Below are 24,193 nucleotides of genomic sequence, written 5' to 3'. Positions count from 1 at the left end.
CTGGTGGTTTACTAACCTTTTACCTTTCGCCTTTCAGCTTTTACCTTCCTTGCTCAAACTCCTCAACCAAAGCTGTATTGCTCAGGATATAATCGATATCGTCATATCCGTTGGTCATACAAGCTTTTTTGTAAGGATTAACTTCAAACTCTTCCATCTCGCCGGTGGCGGATATTTTGATGAACTGATCTACCAGGTCAATTTCTACCTGTGTATTAGGATCAGCTTCCACTGCGGCAAATAGTTTAGCTAAAAACTCGTCGCTTACCTGTACAGGCAGCAGACCATTGTTCAAGGCGTTACCTTTAAAGATGTCAGCAAAGAAACTGCTGACCACAGCATCAAAGCCGTAATCGGCAATGGCCCAGGCCGCGTGCTCACGGCTGCTACCACAACCAAAGTTTTTGGCCGCTAATAATATCTTACCCGAATATAGCGGGTTATTTAAAATGAAATCCCGTTTAGGGTTATCATCCTCGTCAAAGCGCCAATCGCGGAACAGGTTATTACCAAAACCATCGCGGGTAGTGGCCTTTAAAAACCTCGCCGGGATGATCTGGTCGGTATCGATATTCTCAATATTGACCGGCACCACGGTGCTTTGTATGTGTTTAAAAATTTTAGTACTCATACTTTATTTTCTTTTGTCATTGCGAGGAGAGAGAGCGACATGGCAATCTCAGTGGCAGGTCCTCGTGAATCGTCCTATGAGATTGCCGCGCTATCGCTCGCAATGACAATTGTTTAACTACATATAATGTTTAACAGTAGGGAAGGGGTCGTAAAAATGATGTAATAACCTTTTCCACTCCTGATATTCTGCTGATCCTCTAAAGCCCTCGGTATGGTCGGTCAATTTTTCCCATTCTACAAATAAGATGAATTGCGAGTTGTGCTCTATGCATCTTTTTAATTGATGTGATATATATCCGCCCATACTTGATATGGTCTTTTCGGCTTCGGCAAAGGCTTTGATAAAGTCTTCTTGCTTCCCGGGGATCACATTGAGTATGGCTACTTCGAGTATCATTTTATATTATTCCATTTGTCATTGCGAGCAACGAAGTAACCGCACACGCAAAGAGCGGCTCTGCTTTTCCGCGGTTGCTTCGTTCCTCGCAATGACAAGGTGCTTACTTACTTTGGGGTTATACCAATTCCTCTTCTTTCAAAAACTCCCTGATATCAGTCACTACACCCGTTATAGCACTCGCCGCAGCCGTTAACGGGCTTGCTAAAAAGGTTCTTGAGTTTGGTCCTTGACGTCCTTCAAAGTTTCTGTTAGATGTAGATACACAGTATTTGCCGGCCGGGATTTTGTCCTCATTCATACCCAGACAAGCGCTGCAACCCGGCTCGCGCAGCGGGAAACCTGCGGCATCGAATATCTTGTCCAGTCCTTCGCGGATGGCTTGTTCCTGCACTTGTTTAGAGCCGGGAACTACCCATACGGTCACGTTATCCGCCTTGTGTTTGCCTTTTACAAACTCGGCTACCTGACGCAGGTCCTCTATGCGGGAGTTGGTGCAACTGCCTATGAATACGTAATCTACCGGTTTGCCCAGGATAGGTTGCGCATCGTGCAGGCCCATGTAATTCAAGGCCTTGGTGTATGATGGTTGTTCGGCTTTCTCCACGTCGGCAGTAGCCGGAACGTTCTGCGTTACGCCGATACCCATACCCGGGTTGGTACCGTAGGTGATCATCGGTTCTATGTCTTCAGCGTTGAAGCTTAACACGGAGTCGAACTCAGCGTCTTCGTCGCTATATAATGTTTTCCAGTAGTCTACGGCTTTGTCCCACTCCTCGCCTTTAGGGGCAAATTCGCGGCCTCTTACGTAGTTGATGGTGGTTTCGTCAGGGGCGATCAGTCCGCAACGGGCACCCATTTCGATGCTCATGTTGCAGATGGTCATGCGGCCTTCCATGCTCAGTGAGCGGATGGTATCGCCGGCATATTCTACCGCGTAGCCGGTGCCACCGGCGGCAGATATTTTAGAGATGATGTACAGGATGATATCCTTAGCGCCAACGCCTTTTTGGAGCTGACCGTTCACCTCTATCTTCATGCGCTTTGGACGCGATTGCAGCAAACATTGTGTAGCCAAAACCTGCTCTACCTGCGAGGTGCCGATACCGAACGCGATAGCGCCGAAAGCACCGTGGGTAGAAGTGTGGCTATCACCGCACACATACGTGCAACCCGGACGGGTTACGCCTAACTCCGGACCAATAACATGGACGATACCCTGAAAAGGGTGGCCCAGTCCGTAAAGTTCGATGCCAAATTCCGCGCAATTTTTGGTCAGCATATCTACCTGATAACGCGAAAGCTCTTCCTTGATCGGAAGGTGCTGGTCCCAGGTAGGCACGTTGTGATCCGCCGTTGCTACGGTCTGTTTTGGCCTGAAAACAGGCAATCCACGCTTACGTAGCCCGTCAAATGCCTGCGGACTGGTAACCTCGTGGATAAAGTGTGTGTCGATATACAATATGTCCGGGAATCCCTCCTTGCTACTGACGACGTGCGCATCCCAGATCTTATCAAATAATGTTTGTCCCATTTTCTTTTAGTCTCTTATAAAATATGTCATTGCAAAGAGCGAAGTTAATCACGATCTTTCAATTTTTGCATAGTCCGCGGTTGCTTCGTTCCTCGCAATGACAATGTGGTTTTTTAAGCTTTCGCCTTTTACCTTTCGGCTTTCGCCTCAAAAAATTACGCTTCTACAACCTGATTTTCAGGGCGCAGGCTGCGTACTGTTTTGCCGGCTTGCCACATTTCGCTGTCGCGTAATTCAGCTAATTCAGCATCCAGTTTTTCGCGGTAATCGGTCTTGCTGTTGCTATCGATAGAACGTTGAGACTCAACGCCGGTAGCAACGCTCTCGTATAATTCTTCAAATACAGGTTTGGTAGCATCACGGAATTTTTTCCACCAATCCAAAGCGCCACGCTGAGCAGTGGTTGAGCAATTAGCGTACATCCAATCCATACCGTTCTCGGCCACTAATGGCATTAATGATTGGGTCAACTCTTCTACGGTCTCGTTGAAAGCCTCAGAAGGAGAGTGGCCTTTGCTGCGCAATACTTCGTACTGGGCTGCGAAGATACCTTGCACACAACCCATCAGCGTGCCACGCTCGCCTGTTAAGTCGCTATAAACTTCTTTACGGAAGTCGGTCTCGAACAGGTAACCGCTACCTACAGCGATACCCAAAGCGATCACACGTTCTTGCGCTTTACCGGTAGCATCCTGGAAGATAGCGTAGCTTGAGTTTAAGCCACGGCCTTGCAGGAACATACGGCGTAATGAAGTACCTGAACCTTTAGGCGCAACCAGGAATACGTCTACATCAGCAGGAGGGATGATGCCGGTCTGCTCTTTGAAAGTGATGCCGAAACCGTGAGAGAAATATAGTGCTTTACCCGGGGTTAAGTGTTTTTGAACAGTTGGCCATAAAGCGATCTGCGCAGCATCGCTCAGCAGGTAGCAAATGATAGTACCACGCTCTAAAGCTTCTTCGATCTCGAATAAGGTCTCACCCGGAACAAAGCCATCGCTGATCGCTTTATCCCATGACTTAGAATTTTTACGCTGACCAACGATCACGTTAATGCCGTTGTCTTTTTGGTTAAGCGCCTGGCCCGGGCCTTGTACGCCGTAACCGATAACCGCTACGGTCTCGTTGCTTAATACTTCCTGAGCTTTTGATAGCGGGAATTCTTCGCGGGTTACTACATTTTCTTCAGTACCGCCGAAATTTAGTTTTGCCATGATTATTGATTTGTGATTGCATCGATGGTTGATTGATCACACCGATGATTTATTTTCAATTATTAATTATTTCTATTTTTTATTCCTCCCCCTTTAGGGGGCCGGGGGGCTCTTACATCGTAAATACCTTCTGACCTCTATTCAGGTACTCATTTTCGATCACGTCCTCGCCAGGTTCCAAACGCTCGAACTCGCGTAGTTTGGAGTTGAAGCCTTCACTGTCCTTGATGATCGCGACACGTGCGCTACGGACGAACTCGATCAGCCCGTAAGGCTGCAATACTTTGATCAGCGCGTCGGTCTCTTCGCGATGTCCGGTGGTCTCAAAAACGGTGTAATCTTTACGGATCACCACCGCACGGGCACCGTTCTCTCGTAGTAAACGCTCTACGCTTGCTTTCTCAGCAATAACGTCGGTAGGCACCTTATATAAGGCTAACTCTTGCCAGATGACATCCTCGTTGGTATGGTAGTATACCTTTAATACCTCTACCTGTTTCTCTATCTGACGGGATATCTTACGCACTACCTCTTCCGACTCATTGATCACGATGTTGAAGCGGTGGATCTTCTCTATCTCCGACGGTGAAGTATTCAAGCTGTCGATATTGATCTTACGGCGGGTAAATATAATAGCTATCCGGTTAAGCAGACCTATCTGGTTCTCGGTATACACCGTGATGTTAAATTCCTGTTTGATATCTTGTTGATCGCTCATTTTAATGGTCATTTGTTATTGGTCATTCGGTCACAAACCTTTTAGCTTTCGCCTTTCAGCTTTCACCTTATTTCAACCTTATCTCGCTTACGCTGCAACCTTGGGGCACCATTGGGAATACATTATTCTCTTTGGTCACCATAACTTCTAAAAGGAATGATCCTTTGTGATCCAGCATTTCTTTCAGCGCACCTTGCAATTCTTCCCGCTCGTTGACGATCTTTCCGGCGATACCGTAGGCCGATGCCAGTCGCACAAAATCCGGACTTTGGATATCTACAAAAGAGTAACGACGCTCGTTAAACAATTCCTGCCATTGACGCACCATTCCAAGGAAACGGTTGTTCAGGATCATGATCTTTACGTCGACACCTGACTGCATAATGGTACCCAATTCCTGCAAGGTCATTTGGAAACCTCCATCGCCAATAACAGCTACTACGGTGCGGTCCTGCGCGCCAAACTTAGCGCCGATAGCTGCCGGCAGAGCAAAGCCCATGGTACCTAAGCCACCACTGGTCACGTTGCTGCGGGTCTTGTTCAGCTGCGCGTAACGGCAAGCTACCATTTGGTGCTGACCAACGTCTGTCACGATGATCGCTTCTCCGTTAGTTAGCTTATTTAATTGGTTGATCACTTCGCCCATGGTCATTTCGCCCTCGGTCGGGTTCAACTCGGCATCGATCACTTGCTCAACTTCTGCTTTAGTATATTCAGCAAATTTGGCTAACCAGGCAGAGTGATCATTAGGTACGATCAGTTCGGTCAGCATCGGAAGCGTCTCTTTACAATCACCCCATACCGGTACGGTCGATTTAACGTTCTTATCTATCTCGGCCGGGTCGATGTCTAAGTGAATGACCTTGGCTTGCTTAGCATATTTATCTAAACGACCGGTCACGCGGTCATCAAAGCGCATACCGATAGCGATCAGTACGTCGCACTCGTTGGTCAATACGTTAGGGCCGTAGTTGCCGTGCATGCCCAACATACCCACGTTCAGCGGGTGATCGGTCGGGATAGCGCCTGCGCCTAAAACGGTCCAGGCAGATGGGATACCGCTCTTCTCGATAAAAGCTTTAAACTCTTGCTCGGCACTACCTAAGATCACACCCTGACCAAATAACACGAATGGTTTTTTGGCTGAGTTGATCAACTCAGCAGCTTGCGCTACGTACTCTTTACGTACGATCGGTTTTGGGCGATAGCTGCGGATATGGTTGCAAGGCTCGTAGCCTTTATACTCGAATTTCTGGATCTGCGCGTTCTTGGTGATGTCGATCAGCACAGGTCCCGGGCGACCGCTCTTTGCAATGTAGAAAGCCTTGGCGATAGCTTCAGGTATCTCGTTAGCGTCGGTCACCTGATAGTTCCATTTGGTGACAGGGGTAGTAATGTTGATCACATCCGTCTCCTGGAAAGCATCAGTACCCAATAAGTGTGCGAATACTTGACCGGTGATACAAACCAAAGGCGTGCTATCGATCTGCGCATCGGCCAAACCGGTAACCAAATTGGTAGCACCCGGGCCGCTGGTCGCGAAAACCACACCCACTTTACCCGAGGTACGGGCATAACCCTGACCGGCGTGAATGCCACCCTGCTCATGACGGACCAGGATATGGTTCAGCTTTTCCTTGTAATCGTACAAGGCATCGTATATTGGCATAATGGCACCACCTGGGTAACCAAAAATGGTATCCACACCTTCAGTTAACAGTGCCTCTAAAAGGGCCACTGATCCTGAAACTTCTACTGATGGTGTTGTCGCCATTTGTTCGGCGGTCTCAACAGTTTCTTGAGTGATCGTTTGAGTTTCCATTCGTTTTATGTTTTACGTAGTAGGTTTTACGTTCTACGTTTTTTTACCTTTTTGTTAGTTTGATGCATTACGTACAACGTACAACGTCCTACGTAGAACACATCTTAGAATTCATCCGTTACGCAACCTTCTGCTGCCGACGCTACAGTTTTTGCGTATCTGTAAAGTAGGCCTTTGGTCACTTTAAGTGCCGGGCGGGTGTAAGCCGCTCTGCGGGCTGCCATTTCCTCGTCGCTGATCATCAGGTTGATGCTGTTGGTTCGGGCATCTATCTGGATGCGGTCCTCGTTCCGTACCAGGGCGATGTTGCCACCGGCATAAGCCTCGGGTGTGATGTGACCTACCACGAAACCGTGTGTACCACCGCTGAAACGGCCATCGGTAATTAAAGCGACCGAACTGCCCAAACCTGCGCCAAAAATGGCAGAGGTCGGTTTCAACATCTCGGGCATACCCGGCGCGCCGATCGGACCAACGTTGCGGATAACCACCACGTCGCCGGCCTTAACGTGACCGCTCATAATGCCGTCGATCAGTTCAAATTCCCCGTCGAAAACGCGGGCAGGGCCTTCAAAGCTTTCGCCCTCTTTACCGCTGATCTTGGCAACGCTGCCGCCCGTGGCAAGGTTCCCGTATAATATCTGTAAGTGACCGGTAGCTTTAATAGCATGTTCTACCGGTAAGAAAACTTTTTGTGTCTCGAAGTTGATCCGCTCAATGTCGGCTAAGTTTTCAGCCAATGTCTTTCCGGTAACGGTCATACAACTGCCATCTATCCAGCCCATGTTCAGCAGGTATTTCATTACGGCAGGTACGCCACCAACATTGTGCAGGTCTTCCATCATGTATTTACCGCTTGGCTTCATATCGGCCAATACCGGGATACGGTTGCTGATGGTCTGGAAATCGTCCTGAGTCAGCTTTACGCCAACAGCCTTGGCCATAGCGATCAGGTGCAACACCGCATTGGTAGATCCGCCTAATACCATAATGGTAACGATGGCGTTATCGAAAGCCGCGCGGGTCATGATGTCCGACGGTTTGATGTCTTTTTCTAATAATATCTTGATGGCTTTGCCGGCCGCTAAACACTCTGCTTTCTTTTCCTCGCTCAACGCGGGGTTAGAAGAGGAGTAAGGCAAACTCATACCCAAAGCCTCGATGGCGGCGGCCATGGTATTGGCGGTATAAACCCCACCGCAAGCGCCCGCGCTTGGACAAGCGTTTTTAACCACACCCATAAAATCCTCGGGAGTGATCGTTCCGGCTATTCTTTTACCTAATGCTTCGAATGCTGATACGATATTCAGATCCTCACCTTTATAGTGGCCCGGTTTAATGGTACCGCCATACACCATAATAGATGGACGGTTCAATCTTCCCATTGCGATCAGTGATCCCGGCATATTCTTATCACAACCCGGCAGCGCAATAATGGCATCATAATACTGTGCACCGGCAACCGCCTCGATAGAATCGGCAATAATATCACGACTCACCAGCGAGTAGCGCATACCCTCGGTGCCGTTGCTCATGCCGTCGCTCACCCCAATGGTATGGAAGATCAGTCCGACAAGGTCCTGATCCCAAACGCCTGTTTTAACGATCTTGGCTAAGTCGTTAAGGTGCATGTTGCAGGTGTTACCATCATAACCCATGCTCACCACGCCCACCTGGGCTTTTTGCATGTCCTCGTCGGTAAGGCCTATCCCGTATAGCATCGCCTGCGCGGCCGGTTGGGTAGGGTCTTGCGTAAGGACCTTGCTGTACTTATTCAATTCTATAGCTTCACTGGTTTCAGTATGGCTCATGTAGTCGTGGTTATTTTTGGGTCTCTGTGTTATAGGTACAGCAAGCAGTCGATTACGCCATTTGGTTGTACATGTTTTGGGGACCGGTTTAATTGTCGTTTGTTATTTGTAAGGTAGGCAGATGCCTTTGCAGGCACAATAGCAGATGGTGATTATTTGAAATAAGAATATAATTTGGCTTTTTTCGATAAATCGAATTATTGTATTGGTAATGTTGATTTATGCAATATATAAAATTTAGCTATCTATACCAAAGTTAAAAACGGTATTCGGTATAGAATATATGCGTGCATAGCATAGGGAGCGTTTTTCGGCGTGAAATGGGGGAGTAGGAGCAAAATTTTGCGCAAATGGTGCAAAAAGTGCAAAATTTTGCGCTATGTGAAAAGATCTACCACATGCAAAGTTTAACTTCACATCGCTAAATGATGAACGACCTCCAATTAGAGATATTGCCAACAGAATTATTAAACGAATTTTTATCGACTTTCGATACCGACCTCCGTTTGAAGTTTGATGCCTTGCAGGATAGCGAACTCTCTGCCGATACCTTCAGTTTTTACACCTCGGTATCTGCTGTATTCTCATCCAAAATAGAAGGAGAGCCTATCGAACTGGACTCTTACATCAAACACAAAAAATTAGGCGTAAAATTCCTGCCCGACTATACGCAAAAGATAGACGACCTGTACGATGCTTACCGCGTTGCTAAAGCAAACCCATTAAATGCGTCGACAGTAACTGAAGCCCATACCTTATTAACTAAACACATCCTGCAAAAAAGTCAGCGCGGCAAAACACGCACCGGCAATATGTTTGTGATGACTCCGGATGGCAAAATTGAGTACATAGCCTGTCTGCCACAAAATGTTCCGACCGAGTTAGCTAAGTTTTATCGCGATGTTGCTAAACTGATAGATGCGGAATTAAGCTTTGCCGAGACATTTTTCTTTGCCTCGCTTATCCACCTGATCTTTGTAAAGATCCACCCTTTTGAGGACGGCAACGGCCGCACCGCGCGCCTGCTGGAAAAATGGTTCTTGGCGCAGAAGTTAGGAGAAAAGGCATGGTTCGTGCAGTCGGAGAAGTTTTATTACGACCATCACGAGGCTTACTATGCTAATATCAGGCGGATGGGGTTGGAGTACGAGGTGTTGGACTATGATAAGGTTGGGGAGTTTTTGGGGATGCTTCAACAAACTTTAAACACATGAATGAGATAAATTCAATTTGGATATTCCATGGCACTGGAGCAAGGTTTTCGAGTGGCGTTTTTACATCTTTGAATGTGGCCGAAAAGTGGATAATGGCCAATAAACTTACCGGACTATTAACTAAGTACCCGATAAATGAAGGTGTTTATGATTGGGCTATTAAAAACGATTTTTTTGAGATAAAAAAAGATAGCGAAAAAGAACCATTTTTTATTCAAGCATTCACATCGGGAAGTCAGGAGCATTATCATTACGAAAACGGAGAGTTAGAGCAATAGCTGAATCACCTTACTAACGCTACCTATCATTCTAAACCCGATTGGCGGGAAAGCTTTTGCGAAGGACGGTCCGGTGCGCCAGGGCAAAACTTGGACAGAAAGCGGGGCTACCGGTACCGAAGAACTATTACACGTTCGTTTTCAAAAGATCAATCCTCAAACTTCTTCTTGGTATGGCGTTTTGGGTGGAAGATGGAATATATGATCACCAATTCGTTGATGTCGTCTATATCGTAGACAACTACATGTGGGAATTTCTTTAGATTAAATTGGCGGAATTCATACTCTACTTTGTGATAGGCAAAAGGATGTGACCGGAGTTTAGTATAGCAATCTTGTATTTCTTCAATAAACGCATTGCCCAAGCCGATTTGTTCATTTTCGTACCAATCGTATGCTTTTTTAAGAGCATTACTTGCACGTTTCCTAACGATAAGTTTATACATCGATGTCTCGTTCGCCTTTTGCTATTTGGATCGACTCTTCGGCAGTATATGAAGTTCCTTCTCCTTTTAAGTAGGCACCGCGTTCTTCGCGTAATATAGTATAATGTTCTTCTGTTAACGTTAAGGTATCGTCAACATCTTCTATATCTTTTTCCAAAAGGGTGTAAAGAGCATTCACCTTACTTTCATCGGCATCCGACAAGTAGGTGATCAATTTCTCTCGCATGGTTGTAGTTGTCATAACCTGAACGTTTATAAACAAATTTAAGCAATTGTAATGAGTAATGGAAGGTCACTGTTATTGCTCTGCCTGCCGGGGATCGCCACGTCGCTGATAGAGGCTCCTCGCGATGACGGTTGGGCGTGGGAAGAGAGGCGATAAGGCTTAACATTATGGGTAACCTTTATTTTATTAACTAATTGATTATCAATTTTTTAATAAATATTAATTTGAATTATGTTAACCTTTGTCAACTTTCTCTTTTAAGCTTTTGCTGAGGTGAGATAGGGCCGAACAAAAAAAGCCCTCCAACATCTGTCAGAGGGCTTTAAGTATCTTAAAGAAGTCTACTACCTGTGGGTGATACCCTCGGCCAATACGATCACTTTGTTGTTGTTGGCTTCAACAACGCCGCCATGTATCAGGTAAACATCTTCGGTCTTGCCGCCGCCGCGCACGATCAGTTTACCATCCTCTAAAGTAGAGATGATAGGAGCGTGGTGGTTCAGTATTTCAAATGATCCCAAAGTACCTGGTAAGGTCACCGAAGTAACTTCGCCTTCGAATACTTTTTTATCGGGAGTTAGGATCTCTAATATCATTGTGGAGTAGATTAAAGAGCCAAGAATCAGGAATAAAGACTTTTTCTAATCTTGATTCTTGACTCTTGACTCTGGACTCTTAAAATTAAGCATTCGCTTCTGCTAACAGTTTTTTACCTTTTTCGATAGCTTCTTCGATGCTACCTACCAAGTTGAAAGCTGCTTCAGGGTATTCGTCAACTTCGCCGTCCATGATCATGTTGAAACCTTTGATGGTTTCTTTAATGTCAACCAATACACCTTTCAGACCGGTGAATTGCTCAGCTACGTGGAATGGCTGTGAAAGGAAACGTTGTACACGGCGTGCGCGCGATACGGTTTGCTTATCTTCTTCAGAAAGTTCGTCCATACCTAAGATCGCGATGATATCTTGCAGCTCTTTGTAGCGTTGCAGGATCTCTTTAACACGTTGTGCGGTATTGTAGTGCTCGTCGCCTAAAATAGCAGCGCTCAGGATACGTGAGGTAGAATCCAGTGGATCCACCGCAGGGTAAATACCAAGCTCGGCAATTTTACGTGAAAGTACGGTAGTAGCATCTAAGTGGGCGAAGGTTGTGGCCGGCGCAGGGTCGGTCAAGTCATCCGCAGGTACGTAAACCGCTTGTACCGAAGTGATCGAACCACGTTTAGTTGACGTGATACGCTCTTGCATCATACCCATCTCGGTAGCCAAGGTCGGTTGGTAACCTACCGCCGAAGGCATACGGCCTAACAACGCTGATACCTCAGAACCTGCCTGGGTGAAACGGAAGATGTTATCGATAAAGAACAGGATATCGCGGCCTTTGCCTTCTGCATCACCATCACGGAAATACTCAGCCAAAGTCAGACCTGATAAAGCCACACGTGCACGTGCACCAGGAGGCTCGTTCATCTGTCCGAAAACGAAAGTAGCTTTAGACTCTTTCATTTCTTCCATATCAACCTTGCTCAGGTCCCAGCCACCGGCTTCCATCGAGTGCATGAACTCGTCGCCATATTTTATAATGCCTGACTCCAACATCTCGCGCAAAAGGTCATTACCTTCACGTGTACGCTCGCCTACACCTGCAAATACAGATAGACCAGAATATGCTTTAGCGATGTTGTTGATTAGTTCCTGGATCAATACAGTTTTACCTACACCCGCACCACCGAACAAACCGATCTTACCACCTTTAGCGTAAGGCTCTAATAAGTCGATAACCTTGATACCGGTGAACAATACTTCAGACTCGGTAGAAAGGTCCTCGAAACGGGGAGGGTTGTTATGGATAGCACGGCCACCTGTTTTATCAAGGGCAACAAGGCCGTCGATAGGGTCGCCAACTACGTTAAATACGCGGCCTTTAACTGCGTCGCCAACAGGCATGGTGATCGGAGTTGCAAGATCGACTACCGGCATGCCACGTAGCAAACCATCTGTAGAATCCATCGCAACTGCACGTACGCGGTCTTCGCCTAAGTGCCTTTGCACTTCAAGAATAATTTTTTGTCCGTTGTCCTTGGTGATCTCCAAGGCGTCAAAGATACGCGGCAGGTGAGCGTCGTCAGCAAAGCTAACGTCCACTACCGGACCGATGATCTGAGATATTTTTCCAATATTGGGCATAAATAACCTGGTATTTAAAAGAAATTAATGATCGAGTTGCCGCCCCATTACAGGGTGCTATTTTAGTGGTGCAAAGTTAGGTTTTAAAAACGATATTGAAAATGCCTGTGTTGAAATTTTTTTCAGATATTTTTCCACTATTTTTAAAGCAACTGTATCATATCGGTGCATATTTGCGTTATGCTGCTTAAATAGCTCAATAAAAGCCATTTTTGGATAAATATGCAATTACCACGCCTTGCCGGCAAAGCCACAATAGCGCTTATTATCTTAATATCTGTTCAGGGATGTTCCATGAAACCGCTTATCGGTCCGGACGGCGAGGCGAAAGGTCCGCCTGCATCGGGCAATAATCCGCAGGTAGACTTCTCCGCTTACATCTCCATTGGCGATTCGCAAACGGCCGGTCATTCTAATGATGGTTTGTATCGCGATGGACAGATCGGTTCATTCCCTAATATCATCGCGCAGCAATTAAAAGCAGCAGGTGGCGGCGAATTTAACCAGCCATTATTTGATGCCGCGCAGGCTAACGGTACGGGTTATCTGAAAATGAACGGCTTTCAACCTAATGGTCTGCCTGTCATTGGTAGGGTTACCGATAAGTTGGCGGTGAGAGTAACAGCTAACGGAATGACCTTGCTGACTAAATACAGCGGTAACAACAATAACTTCGGCATCACCGGCATTAAAATGGCCGACATTGCCGATGCTAACTACGGCAACAAAAACCCATACTACGAACGCCTATTACCCGGCACCCCGCCAAGTAACATCACCGCCTACCGCGACTTTATTATTGCCAAACCCTACACCTTTTTCACTTGCTGGTTAGGCAGTAATGATTTGTTGGAATATGCCGCCTCGGGCGGGACGGCTGCTATGCCGACCAACAAAGCCACCTTCTACGGGCTTTATACCTCGCTGATCAATAAATTAGTAAGCAACGGACAAAAAGGCGCATTGGCCAATATCGTAGACGTTACTTATATACCTTACTTTAATACTATTACGGTGGCAGGCATTTTAGCCGACATCCGTAAAGTGCAACCGACAGCTAATCTGTTCATCAGGGCCAAAGTAAATAGCAGCATTACGGATACTACCCATACGACCCGCATAGCCACAACCGCCGACCTATTGGTGCTGAACTTTGAGACGACCAAAGTAGGCCAGATGGTGAATACATCCGCAGGGTTACGTCCGTATGGACTATCTGTAGATGCGCCTATCGAAGATAAATTTGTGCTGGATGCTAACGAGGTGGCTATTGTGCAGGATCACCTTAACGACTATAACAATACCATTGCAACTGTGGCGAATGCTCATGATCTGGCTCTGTTCGATGTGCGTGGGATGTCTGGTCTGCTAAAAGCAGGGCAGACCGTTGATGGTGTGAATATTAGTTCGGCTTACATCACAGGTGGTGTTTTCTCGCTTGATGGTATCCACCTTACGCCACGTGGCTATGCGCTGGAGGCTAACGAGTTCATCAGGGCTATCAATCAAAAATATGGCACCACTATAAAAACGGTCAATATTTCGGCTTATGCCGCTGTGTTGCCATAAGATCGCCCTGCATTTTTGTTACTTTGGGTTTAAATGTTTTACTTTAAAGTCAAAATAAACCTTGTTATACCTATGCGCCGTTTTGCACTAAGCCTTTTAATAATATCCATCTCTTTCACGGCATTTAACTCGTCGGCTCAAATACCCAAGCCTAAAAAGAATTCCTATGTGAATGACCTTGCCGGGGTACTTACCGCCGACGAAGAGACCGAACTAAATAAAGAGATCTTTACGATAGAGCGCAAGCGCGATGTGCAGATGGCCATTGTGCTGGTGAAAAAGATACCCTCGATGTATGATATCGAGGAATTTGCGGTGCTGATCGGCCGTAGGTGGGGTGTAGGTAAAAATAAGCGCGGTATTGTTTACGTGGCCGCTATTGACCAGCGCAAGCAACGGATAGAGGTAGCACGTAACCTGGACGAATTGTTCCCGAACGATGTGAGCCTGGCTTTGCTGGATAGGGTTAAGCCCGGCTTTCGCGAAAAGGATTATAAAGCAGGCCTGAGCGAGTTGATATCAGGGGTAGAAGATATCCTGCCGCTATCTGCAGCAGAACAGAAACTGGAACAAGTGCGCGCCGACAGTGTGCAAGCCGTGGTTAAGCAGGCGGCAATTGCCAGAGAGAAAGCAGATGCCATAGTCGCCGAGAGTGACCGCCAGTTATGGAAATGGTTCGCTGTGTTTTTGTCGGTACTATTGGTGATCTATGTGATCCGCAAATTAATTAACCGTAGTTCATCATCTTACGAAACTATACGCAATACCGACAATTATGTGGGCGATGGTAACTATGGCAGTTCGGGCTACAGCAGCTCGCGCAGATATAACAGTTACGGTAGTTATGGTGGCGGATATCGTAGTAGTGGCAGCCGCTTAGGCGATTTTGCCACAGGTGCAGCCGCGGGATATGCCGCACGTACACTTCAGGAAAGATCGGACGAAGAGCGGCGCGACCGCCAACGCCGTGAAGAAGATGAACGCCGTGACCGTGAAGAGCGCGACCGCGAGGAAGACGACCGCCGTGAACAGGAAGCCCACGACCGTGAAGCCAATGAACCGCGCAACTGGGGTAACTGGGGCGGTGGTTCATCAGATAGCGGAGGAGGCAGTAGCAGTAGTGACGGTAACAGCGGTAACAGTGGGTTTTCCACCGGTTCGTCATCAGGCGCTACATCTGATTGGTAGACCGCCCGACAGAAAACTTTAACGATCTTAAAACTTCAGTACGATCTTGCCGATGTGTTCGCTGCTCTCCATTAATTGGTGGGCTTTGCGTACATCGGCGGCATCAAAAACGCTGTAGATCACCGGTTTGATGATCCCAGACGATATCAGGGGCCAAACGTGCTGCTCTAAATTTTGCGCGATGACAGATTTGAACGCCGCATCCCGGTTACGCAATGTAGAGCCGGTGATGGTCAACCGTTTCCGCATGATCAGCGATAGGTCTAACTGAACATCCTTACCCTTCATGGTATTGATCAGCACCAGCCTGCCATCATCTGCTAAGCTTTTTAAATTTAGGGGAGTGTAATCGCCGCCTATCATATCTAAAATTACGTCAATGCCTTTGCCGTCGGTAGCTTTCGCTATTTCATCAGCAAAATTCTGTTCGCGGTAATCGATAGCCAGATCAGCGCCAAGTTCCTCGCAAAAACGGCATTTCTCGGCCGATTTTGCTGTAACGTAAACTTTGCTGCCTAAAGCTTTGGCCATTTGTATAGCCGTAACGCCTATGCCGCTGCTTCCGCCATGGATCAGGATGCTTTCGCCGGGGTGTAATTTGGCGCGGTCAAAAACGTTGCTCCACACGGTAAAGAATGTCTCGGGTAATGATGCAGCTTCTATTAAGGATAGTCCCGCAGGTATCGGCAAACATTGTACGGCGGGCGCGGTGCAGTATTGGGCATAACCGCCACCACTTACGAGGGCGCAAACCTGTTCACCTATTTTCCATCGTTCAACATCATCTCCAACAGCCTCAATAGTTCCGGCTATTTCTAATCCCGGGATGTCTTGCGGAGCATTTGGCGGGGGAGGGTAGTGGCCCTTGCGCTGCGCTACATCGGGGCGGTTAATGCCTGCCGCTGCTACTTTAATAAGTACCTCGCCTGGCCGAAGGTTCGATACCGGCCGGTCAGCTAATTGCAAAACCTCCGGTCCACCGGGTTGGGTTATAATAACGGCCTTCATAATTGTAGCCTGATGGTTATTATTGCTTATTGCGCCATTTTACTTGTAAATAAGCCCGCCTAAGGTCTATCCCTATGCGTCTTATCTTTTTGGTGTTCAGGTACAGGCTGTATTTAAGATGATCGATCGCTTGTTGTTGGTTACCATCTTCTTTCCGTTCAAGTATCAACAGGCCGTTGTTCTTATCGGTCATAAAGGCTATCCGCCATTGGCTGCTTTTTAGCAAAGGTAAAATAGCATGTTTTAAACCGCGACCGCAAGCCATGGTTTTAGGCATACCGCCATATGGAGGTTCGCCATGCTCCCAAAAAGATAAAGTATCGTGGAAGCCCAAATAACGCCTAACCTTATTTTGATGCAAGGCCAGTTCGTGCTCTAATTGCGTAGCGGTATGGTAGGTGTCAATAAATAAAAAATCGGTCTCGTCTATCTCCACCTCCAAGGTGTTGCCCAGTATAAACTTAAAGATACCGGGCGCTAACTCTTCTACCGTATCAACGCCTGTGGATCGGTCTATATCGTAGCTTACCAAAAGATCGGGTTTGGCGGCTAAGAATGCATAGGTTGATGTTGGGCGGCGCACCCCCATCTCAGTAATATGCTTGCACTTTTTAGCAAAATGAAATAAATGCGGCAACAGTCTGTTAATGTCACTCGGGCTGGCTACGGCCTCTTTGTATTTTTTATCTATCTGGGCAAAGTTGACCATTGGTGCTTGATGAGGTTTTTTTATACCGGTAAATATAAATAAGTTTATCAGATAGCCACCGGTCCAATTACATGTAACAAAAACCGTAGACCGATCTGCACTTTACCGATCTATTTCTTTTAATTTGCCCAATATATTTACATCCGCATCATGAGTTTACAAATAGGTCAACAAGCGCCGCAATTCACTTTAATATCCGACGAAACTAAACCGGTATCTTTATCCAACTTCAAAGGCAAAAAGGTAGTATTGCATTTCTTTCCGTTAGCCTTCACTGGCGTCTGTACGACCCAACTTTGTACCATGCGCGATAGCTTTGGATATTATGATGGTTTGAATGCCCAGGTCTTAGCTATATCGGTGGATTCGCCGTTCACGCTGGCTAAGTTCAAGGCTGAGCAAAACTATCAGTTCCCGCTACTGTCCGATTTTAATAAAGAAGTATCCGCAGCCTATGGCGCGCTATATGCAGATTTTGTATTGGGATTGAAAGGTGTATCCAAACGTGCCGCTTTTGTTTTGGACGAAGAGCATAACATCGTCTATGCAGAGGTATTGGAGAACGCAAAAGATCTGCCTGATTTTCAAGCCATAGCCGAGAAAGTGAAATAAATTTGAAAAAATATTTAGGAAAATAGATCATCATTCCTATCTTTGCAGTCCCTTAACAAAAGGAAATGTCTTAACGATATCACTTTATTGGGAAATGCATTTGTAGCTCAATTGGATAGAGCATCTCACTACGGATGAGAAGGTTTGGGGTTCGAATCCCTACAAGTGCACAAAAATACAAGTCTACAGTTATTGGTCCTAAGGTTTAAAAGCCATAAAGACTTTTACTTCCGACAAAAGATCCACTGAGCCTTTCTGTATAACAATACCGAAAGGCTTTTAACTTTAACACAAGGATGCTGAACTTAGTATTATTTGGTCCTCCCGGGGCTGGTAAGGGTACACAATCTCAAAAACTTATTGAAAAATACGGTTTGATACACTTATCGACCGGCGACTTGCTGCGTGGCGAAATTGCACAGGGTACTACCTTAGGTTTAGAAGCTAAAAAGCTGATGGACGATGGTAAACTGGTACCTGATGAAGTAGTTATCGGCATGATCAGCAATAAACTGGATGCCAACAAAGAAGCTAAAGGCTTTATTTTCGACGGTTTCCCGCGTACGGTAGCTCAGGCCGAAGCTTTGGATCAGCTACTTACCTCTAAAAGTGAAAGCATATCAGGCATGATCGCTTTAGAAGTTAGCGATGGTGAGTTAGAGACCCGTTTACTGCTGAGAGGTAAAGACTCTGGTCGCCCGGATGATGCTAATCCCGAAGTTATCCGCAAACGCATAGTTGAATACAATACTAAAACAGCTCCCGTAGCTGATTTTTATAAGAAACAAAATAAGTTCACCAGCATTAATGGTATAGGCACTATCGACGAGATATTCGGCGCTATTGTTAACGTTATTGCTGCATATTAAGGAATGATCCGGAAGTCGGAGAGACCGAAAGTCCGAAAAGTAGAAGGTTTAACTTCTGTCTTTCGGACTTTCCGTCTTTACTGGCTTTCTTACTCAAAAAAAGAAACATATGTCTCAAGGTTCAAACTTTGTCGATTACGTAAAGATATGCTGCCGTTCAGGTAAGGGTGGTGCAGGTTCGGCGCATTTGCATCGCGATAAGCACACCTCAATGGGCGGCCCCGACGGTGGTGACGGTGGCAGAGGCGGGCATGTTATTGTGAAAGGTAACGCACAATTGTGGACCTTGCTGCACCTGAAATTCCGTAAACACGTTATCGCCGGCGAAGGTGATGCGGGCGGGAGTAGCCACAGTAGCGGTAAGACCGGGCGCGACGAGATATTAGAGGTTCCGCTGGGTACTATTTGCAAAGATGCCGAGACCGACGAGGTCTTATTCGAGATAACTACGGACGGCGAGACCCGCATCCTGACCAGTGGTGGCAGGGGAGGCCAGGGTAACGCGCATTTTAAATCGGCAACCAATCAAACCCCGCGTTTTGCTCAACCAGGCGAGCCGGGCCTCGAAAAATGGAACATCCTGGAGCTGAAATTACTGGCCGACGTTGGTTTGGTAGGTTTCCCTAATGCCGGTAAATCTACCTTGCTATCGGTATTATCAGCGGCCAAGCCCGAGATAGCCGATTATGCGTTCACCACCCTGGTGCCTAACTTGGGTATCGTATCCTACCGTGATAACCGCTCATTTGTAATGGCAGATATTCCTGGTATTATCGAAGGTGCATCGCAAGGTAAGGGTTTAGGTATCCGTTTCTTGCGCCACATCGAGCGTAACTCGGTGTTATTATTCATGGTACCAGCCGATACTAACCGCAGCATCAAAGAGGAATACGATATCCTATTGAATGAACTGGAACAATATAATCCCGAACTGATGCACAAACCACGTGTATTAGCCGTTACCAAAGGCGACCTGTTAGATGATGAACTGCAAGCCGAAATGAAAGCTCAAGTGCCCACAGATATCCCGTCTGTATTCATCTCTTCGGTTGCACAAAAAGGAATCACCGAGTTGAAGGATATGGTTTGGCAGGCGATCAATAAGTAAGTAAGGTCCGGAAGACGGGAAGTCGGAAAGTCCGAAGGACAGAAATTTATGGATGATCTTTATTACTCATTATAAGCCTTCACATCCAACTTATATCCCTTGATCAACATTTTCGCGTCTACTTCAACGGTGACGGTCTTTACCTCGCCCTGCATCAGCGAAAAATAGCTATCGCTGATAAATGCCGGCAGGATCTGCTCGCCCTTGTTATCTAATAACTGTGCACGGATACCAAACGCCGCTGTTTTATTGGAGCGGTTGCTGATCACGTAGTTCAATACCTTACTTGCCCCGTCGATAGCAACGGTGACCCTTGGCGCACTCACCGACAGGTCTTTCCCTACGGACGGTAATTTGTTCAGTGCTGTATAGTCCAGATAGTTTTTACCCATCCAGTAGAAGTTCTCGGAGATGGTCTTTCCAACAGCATCCTTTAATTTCAATTTCAGGAAATGGACATCTGACAAATTGCTTCGGTCACCTTTACCTTCAAACGCCACAAATGCTTCGGTAGCTGATGATGGTGTGACATCCAATTTTTTACTTTGGCTGTAACCTGCCGCAGGTTTGCCATCCGTGTTGTAAACCACAGCTTCGGCGGTCAACCCTTTGATAGCGTAGGCTTTATTGTTGATCACCTTTACCGAATTGTTTGCCGCGTTCCATTGAATATGGACAGGTTCGCAAGCGGTTTTAGCACCGAAATAGGCACCCGTCAGGTCGTAGTAATAATCATAAGTTTGCCAGATCATACTTGGATAGGCCGATTGGCTCATCCACATCAGCAGGCCGGTAGCATCTTTCCACATATGGTCGTTCCAGGCCTCGAACATGGCCTTGGTGGTCTCTACGTTCTGCAGTTGTGCCTTTTTGCAAAAGTCTTCTATTGAGGTAGCCGCGCCGTAACTTTTGTTAATGAAATTGATATACTTTACAGGTTCCGAACCGCCGCCTAAGGCGCCATCAGTGCTAAAGTAATGGCGTGCCCACATATTGGTCTTGCTCTCCACATCCTTTTGTGTAGGGGCTACCCAGTTTTCCTTAGGCATAAATTTTTTAAAGCTCTCGATATTTACAAAAGCTGCCGCGCCTAATTCGCTGCGCAGGCCGTAGCTGTCTTTAGAGAACAGATAGCCATTCTTAGGGTCGGTGAAATAGGTTTTAGGATCCGTATTGCTCCAGTTGCCGCTCCCCGACAGCATTTTGCTGCCGCCATGGATAGAGAAATTAGGATTGGTCGGCCCCGCGTTAGAGCGGTCGATATATAGTTTATCGTCGCCATCATTTTCGCGGATCGCATCCTTTATCACTAAACTCAGCGGACTGGTCGGGCTGCCTTGCGGCAGGCCCTCATTGGCGCCGCACCAAACGGTAATGCTGGGGTGGTTACGCAGTTTCTTCACCTTGGCAATGGCATTGATCTTGAAAACGCCCAAGCTATCTATCGGCCCAAAGTTGTTGAGCCAAAAATCGTCCCAAACCATAATACCGTACTTGTCGCAGTAGTCGTAAAAAGCTTCATCGGTAACTTCGCCGGTCCAGTTGCGGATCATGTTGAAATTCATCTCGCGGTGGAACTTAATGCGGGCGTCATAATCATTTTCGCGCACCTTCAACATGTAATCGCTCATGCCCCAGTTGCCACCTTTCAACAAGATGGGCACGTCGTTCACATACAAACGCAGCGGCCCATTGACCGCGGTCGTGTCAGAAGTCACTTTACGGATACCGAATACCTTGCTCACGGTCTCTGAATCGGCATTACCCACCACAAAACTCGCCGAGCAATTATATAGATGCTGCGTTCCATCAGCCTTGCCGCCGTAACCATTGGGCCACCAAAGCTTAGGGTTTTTGATAGCAAGTTGTGCAAAGTCGGCTTTAGTATATTTAACGCTCTGCTCGCTATTAGCTTTAAGCGTTATTACAGGCCCGGTCACCACGATATTGCCCGGATTGATCACAAATTTAACGCGGCCGGTAACCGCTTGGTCCGACGCGTTGTTAAGCGCGACGTTCACGTTCAATTCAGCAAGATCTTTATTAGGCAGATCTACTTTCACCCACGGCGCGTCAATAGTCACAGGGCCACTCGTGGTCAGATAAACCTTGTCTGTCAAACCGCTATTCAATCCCGGCACGGCCGGCATCCAATCCCAACTGCCGCTGCTTAGGTAAGTAGGCGCTTCGCGATTAGCCAGTCCGTGGGTAGTATTTGGCGTGAAGACAAGCACCGCCAGCGCATTTGTCTTCCCTTTATTTAAGATGCCGGTGATATCATACTTACGTTTATCGGCGAGGCCGTTGACCGTACCAATGTGCTTGCCGTTCAGGTAAACTTTGCCGCGTTTGTTAATGCCGTCAAAATTGAGCCAAATGCGTTTGTCGTTGGAAAGGGTAGGGGTAACGAATTCGGTACGATACCAAAATGGTTTATTGTATTTGGCCGCGTCAACCTTGTAAATGTTTTCGGCGTAGTCGGGGTCTTGCTCTTTACCGGCTTTAACGTAAGAGTAAAAAACGGTCCCTGGTACGATCGCGTTTACTGCGTTCGGCAGATTAAAACCCGGCATAGAAACCTGCAAAGGTTGTTCCTTGACATCGCTTTGTGCCGCTAACTGCCATTTTAGAGCAGGTAAAGCGCTCTGCGCATCGGCAGACAAATTATTAATACATAATGCAATGATCGCAATAAGCAGGCGGGCAAAAATTTTCATAGTGCCCGCAAGATAATGATTTTGCTAAATCGATTTAAGTAAAAGTGAAATATTTTATATAGTTGCCGAAAGGTCGCTGTGACACGTGGCTCCGCCGGAGCCTTTCTGTATTCGATGGTTCGTCCTACTAACACGTGACCGCTCTGCGGTCGGCATACCGGTTGATAATACAAGCGTCATGAATTCCTTTAAAACGATCCCGGCGGGATCACGTGTTAATAGTAACTGACGAGCAAGAAAGGAAAGGCTCCGTAGGTGCCTCCTGATCGCTACAAGACCCTTCGCTATTTGCTGACGGCGACGCTAAACCTCATCGTCCTGCCCTTCTCAACGGTGTAACTCTCACCCCCATCTTTACTATAAGCCTCTACGCCATCTATCTTTCCAATATCGCGGTAAGCAAAACCGTAAGCGCCAGTAGTAGATGCGGTGCTCAATACCATACTATAGGCTTGCCCTTTAACCACCTTCAATTTCGGTTGGACCTTAAATTGCTTAGCTGACCAGCCGATAGACTTATTCGCGATCTCAGCCGTAGCCAAGGCATTACCGGTAGGCAAGCCTTCTTTATCAGCCTTAAATATCGAAACTTGCAGGTCGGCATTAGGATAGCCCGTTTGCAAAGTGGTTAGGGTGATATTTAAATTACCCGACGCAGTAGCCGTGAATGATTGCGAACGCGTTATACTCTTACTAATATCGGCATGGGTAAGGTAGCCATCCACAGGTTTATACGCTGCAGGTTTGTTGTTAGCTGTACTTATCTTGAATGGCGTATTACAATCCATCGGGATGATAGAACCATCATCGTTAAACCTTAAAGGAGCCCAGTAGTAATTGGCTAAAGCCTCATTCTTAGCCGCGTTATTCCACAGGTCGCTGCCAAAAAGGAATACCGTTCCTGAACCTAATTTTAAGGTCGATACAAATGATGGCTGGCCTCCGCAAGAATTATCGCTGATCTTTTTACCCTCGCTCCAAGGGCCAAGGGGAGAGGTCGCCGTTTTGTAGGAGGCACCTGTCCCCGCGCAGTAACCGCAGTTAGGATCCGAATAAACTACGTAATAAATGCCGTTACGTTTGAACATGCCCGGCGCTTCGGTGCGGGTGGCGGTCACTTTTTGCGACACCTCGCCGGTGCCGGTCAGGTAATCGGCAGATAGCTTTTCGATCACGATAGCACCGCCTGAACGCCAGTCGGTAAAGGCCAGGTAGGCCGTGCCGTCGTCATCGATAAAAGTATCATGGTCGCCGTTGTTCAATGCACCGGCCGGTGCGGCGGCGTTCACGGTCAATTTTGGTTCGGCCACCTCGGTGAACGGGCCTGTCGGCTTGGTGGCGGTGAAAACGCGGTAGCCCGAAACATTGTCGTACACATTCACCCAAAGCACATACAGGTTGGTCTTATTATTAAAAACTACGTGGGGACGAAAACAACCATAGGTATTACCGTTGCAGCGCTTTTGCCAAACAGGCGTTTGCGCGTCGAAAAGGAAACCTTCGTCCTTCCAGGTCACCATATCTGTGGATGAATAAGTTTTAAATCCGCAAAAAGCCGCGTTCTTGTTCTGCCATTCAAAGCCGCAATCGTAGCTGGTGCCGTACAGGTAATATACGCCGTTAAAGAGGGCTATTTCGCCGTCGTGCGCGTCAACCGCGTCGCCGACGGTATTAAAACGGGTGATCTGTCTGCCGTCTTTATCCAAGTTGGTCACGGTAGCCGTCGGCCGGGTTTTACCTTTTTGGGCAAGCGATGAATTGGCTGACAGGATGCAGGCGCCGATGATAGCTAAAGCGGATAGTTTTTTCAATAACATATTTCTCTCTCAGGTTTGATGGGGACAGATAGGGATGGCAATAAAAGTAAAGAAATATATTAAGATGTATATTGCGGGATACCAATTATCAGGACCGCGCTTGCTGCCGTTCGCCT

The 24,193-nt window shown here is 47.0% G+C and carries 22 protein-coding genes and 1 tRNA gene; 8 read left to right on the top strand and 15 right to left on the bottom strand.

Annotation, left to right across the window (positions count from 1 at the left end):
* Nucleotides 1–40 precede the first annotated feature (40 nt).
* From leuD to ilvD, 7 genes are all read right to left on the bottom strand, one after another.
* Nucleotides 41–631 (bottom strand): 3-isopropylmalate dehydratase small subunit, encoded by a 591-nt coding sequence (leuD, locus tag IRJ16_RS03350; protein WP_194110093.1) that lies wholly within the window; start codon nt 629–631, stop codon nt 41–43.
* 117 nt (nt 632–748) lie between these two features.
* Nucleotides 749–1,030, bottom strand: coding sequence for an antibiotic biosynthesis monooxygenase family protein (locus IRJ16_RS03345; RefSeq protein WP_194110092.1), 282 nt, complete (start codon nt 1,028–1,030; stop codon nt 749–751).
* A 118-nt stretch (nt 1,031–1,148) separates the two neighbouring features.
* Entirely contained in the window at nt 1,149–2,564 is a 1,416-nt protein-coding gene (gene leuC, locus IRJ16_RS03340) for a 3-isopropylmalate dehydratase large subunit (protein WP_194110091.1), read from the bottom strand.
* A 155-nt stretch (nt 2,565–2,719) separates the two neighbouring features.
* On the bottom strand, nt 2,720–3,778 hold the full coding sequence (ilvC, locus tag IRJ16_RS03335) for a ketol-acid reductoisomerase (RefSeq protein ID WP_194110090.1): 1,059 nt from the start codon (nt 3,776–3,778) through the stop codon (nt 2,720–2,722).
* A gap of 112 nt (nt 3,779–3,890) precedes the next feature.
* The gene (gene ilvN, locus IRJ16_RS03330) at nt 3,891–4,496 is read right to left on the bottom strand and encodes an acetolactate synthase small subunit (protein WP_194110089.1); all 606 of its coding nucleotides are present in this window, start codon (nt 4,494–4,496) and stop codon (nt 3,891–3,893) included.
* Between the two features lie 67 nt (nt 4,497–4,563).
* Complete coding sequence (gene ilvB, locus IRJ16_RS03325) at nt 4,564–6,270, bottom strand: biosynthetic-type acetolactate synthase large subunit (RefSeq protein ID WP_228079826.1); 1,707 nt, start codon at nt 6,268–6,270, stop codon at nt 4,564–4,566.
* 152 nt (nt 6,271–6,422) lie between these two features.
* Nucleotides 6,423–8,129, bottom strand: coding sequence for a dihydroxy-acid dehydratase (ilvD, locus tag IRJ16_RS03320; RefSeq protein WP_228079778.1), 1,707 nt, complete (start codon nt 8,127–8,129; stop codon nt 6,423–6,425).
* A 425-nt stretch (nt 8,130–8,554) separates the two neighbouring features.
* Between ilvD and IRJ16_RS03315 the strand changes: the two genes are divergently transcribed.
* Together IRJ16_RS03315 and IRJ16_RS03310 are read left to right on the top strand one after the other, a co-directional pair.
* On the top strand, nt 8,555–9,343 hold the full coding sequence (locus tag IRJ16_RS03315) for a Fic family protein (protein WP_228079776.1): 789 nt from the start codon (nt 8,555–8,557) through the stop codon (nt 9,341–9,343).
* Complete coding sequence (locus IRJ16_RS03310) at nt 9,340–9,621, top strand: DUF7710 domain-containing protein (RefSeq protein ID WP_194110087.1); 282 nt, start codon at nt 9,340–9,342, stop codon at nt 9,619–9,621. The genes IRJ16_RS03315 and IRJ16_RS03310 overlap by 4 nt, the downstream gene beginning before the upstream one ends.
* A 149-nt stretch (nt 9,622–9,770) precedes the next feature.
* Here IRJ16_RS03310 and IRJ16_RS23175 read toward each other — a convergent pair whose 3' ends face one another.
* From IRJ16_RS23175 to atpD, 4 genes are all read right to left on the bottom strand, one after another.
* On the bottom strand, nt 9,771–10,067 hold the full coding sequence (locus IRJ16_RS23175) for a type II toxin-antitoxin system RelE/ParE family toxin (RefSeq protein ID WP_194110086.1): 297 nt from the start codon (nt 10,065–10,067) through the stop codon (nt 9,771–9,773).
* Complete coding sequence (locus tag IRJ16_RS03300; protein WP_194110085.1) at nt 10,060–10,308, bottom strand: hypothetical protein; 249 nt, start codon at nt 10,306–10,308, stop codon at nt 10,060–10,062. Before IRJ16_RS03300 ends, IRJ16_RS23175 begins: the two co-directional genes overlap by 8 nt.
* 329 nt (nt 10,309–10,637) lie before the next feature.
* Complete coding sequence (atpC, locus tag IRJ16_RS03295) at nt 10,638–10,889, bottom strand: ATP synthase F1 subunit epsilon (protein WP_194110084.1); 252 nt, start codon at nt 10,887–10,889, stop codon at nt 10,638–10,640.
* A gap of 85 nt (nt 10,890–10,974) precedes the next feature.
* Nucleotides 10,975–12,480, bottom strand: coding sequence for a F0F1 ATP synthase subunit beta (gene atpD / locus IRJ16_RS03290; protein ID WP_194110083.1), 1,506 nt, complete (start codon nt 12,478–12,480; stop codon nt 10,975–10,977).
* 294 nt (nt 12,481–12,774) lie between these two features.
* Here atpD and IRJ16_RS03285 point away from each other — a divergent pair, with 294 nt between their 5' ends.
* Nucleotides 12,775–14,049, top strand: a complete 1,275-nt coding sequence (locus tag IRJ16_RS03285; RefSeq protein WP_194110082.1) for an SGNH/GDSL hydrolase family protein — start codon at nt 12,775–12,777, stop codon at nt 14,047–14,049.
* Between the two features lie 72 nt (nt 14,050–14,121).
* A complete protein-coding gene (locus tag IRJ16_RS03280; RefSeq protein WP_194110081.1) occupies nt 14,122–15,237 on the top strand; it encodes a TPM domain-containing protein in 1,116 nt (371 codons plus the stop codon).
* Nucleotides 15,238–15,264: 27 nt separating this feature from the next.
* On the opposite strand, the gene IRJ16_RS03275 is transcribed toward IRJ16_RS03280, so the two are convergent.
* Both IRJ16_RS03275 and IRJ16_RS03270 read right to left on the bottom strand, forming a co-directional pair.
* Complete coding sequence (locus tag IRJ16_RS03275) at nt 15,265–16,245, bottom strand: NAD(P)H-quinone oxidoreductase (protein ID WP_194110080.1); 981 nt, start codon at nt 16,243–16,245, stop codon at nt 15,265–15,267.
* 19 nt (nt 16,246–16,264) lie between these two features.
* The gene (locus tag IRJ16_RS03270; protein WP_194110079.1) at nt 16,265–16,954 is read right to left on the bottom strand and encodes a class I SAM-dependent methyltransferase; all 690 of its coding nucleotides are present in this window, start codon (nt 16,952–16,954) and stop codon (nt 16,265–16,267) included.
* Between the two features lie 150 nt (nt 16,955–17,104).
* On the opposite strand from IRJ16_RS03270, the gene IRJ16_RS03265 reads away from it, so the two are divergent.
* From IRJ16_RS03265 to obgE, 4 genes are all read left to right on the top strand, one after another.
* Complete coding sequence (locus IRJ16_RS03265) at nt 17,105–17,566, top strand: redoxin domain-containing protein (RefSeq protein WP_194110078.1); 462 nt, start codon at nt 17,105–17,107, stop codon at nt 17,564–17,566.
* A gap of 96 nt (nt 17,567–17,662) precedes the next feature.
* A tRNA-Arg gene (locus tag IRJ16_RS03260) sits at nt 17,663–17,736 on the top strand.
* A gap of 126 nt (nt 17,737–17,862) precedes the next feature.
* Nucleotides 17,863–18,435: an adenylate kinase gene (locus IRJ16_RS03255; RefSeq protein WP_194110077.1), complete on the top strand. Its 573-nt coding sequence runs from the start codon at nt 17,863–17,865 to the stop codon at nt 18,433–18,435.
* A 109-nt stretch (nt 18,436–18,544) separates the two neighbouring features.
* Nucleotides 18,545–19,543, top strand: coding sequence for a GTPase ObgE (obgE, locus tag IRJ16_RS03250; protein WP_194110076.1), 999 nt, complete (start codon nt 18,545–18,547; stop codon nt 19,541–19,543).
* Nucleotides 19,544–19,605: 62 nt separating this feature from the next.
* Here the strand turns inward: obgE and IRJ16_RS03245 are convergent, their stop codons facing one another.
* Nucleotides 19,606–22,260 (bottom strand): glycoside hydrolase family 2 protein, encoded by a 2,655-nt coding sequence (locus tag IRJ16_RS03245; RefSeq protein ID WP_194110075.1) that lies wholly within the window; start codon nt 22,258–22,260, stop codon nt 19,606–19,608.
* A gap of 284 nt (nt 22,261–22,544) precedes the next feature.
* Nucleotides 22,545–24,077 carry a family 43 glycosylhydrolase gene (locus IRJ16_RS03240; RefSeq protein ID WP_194110074.1) on the bottom strand — a complete coding sequence of 511 codons (1,533 nt, stop codon included), beginning with the start codon at nt 24,075–24,077 and terminating at the stop codon, nt 22,545–22,547.
* Nucleotides 24,078–24,193 lie beyond the last annotated feature (116 nt).

The organism is Mucilaginibacter myungsuensis (assembly GCF_015222005.1).
GTDB lineage: Bacteria > Bacteroidota > Bacteroidia > Sphingobacteriales > Sphingobacteriaceae > Mucilaginibacter > Mucilaginibacter myungsuensis.
This window is presented reverse-complemented; position numbering and strand designations above follow the sequence as displayed.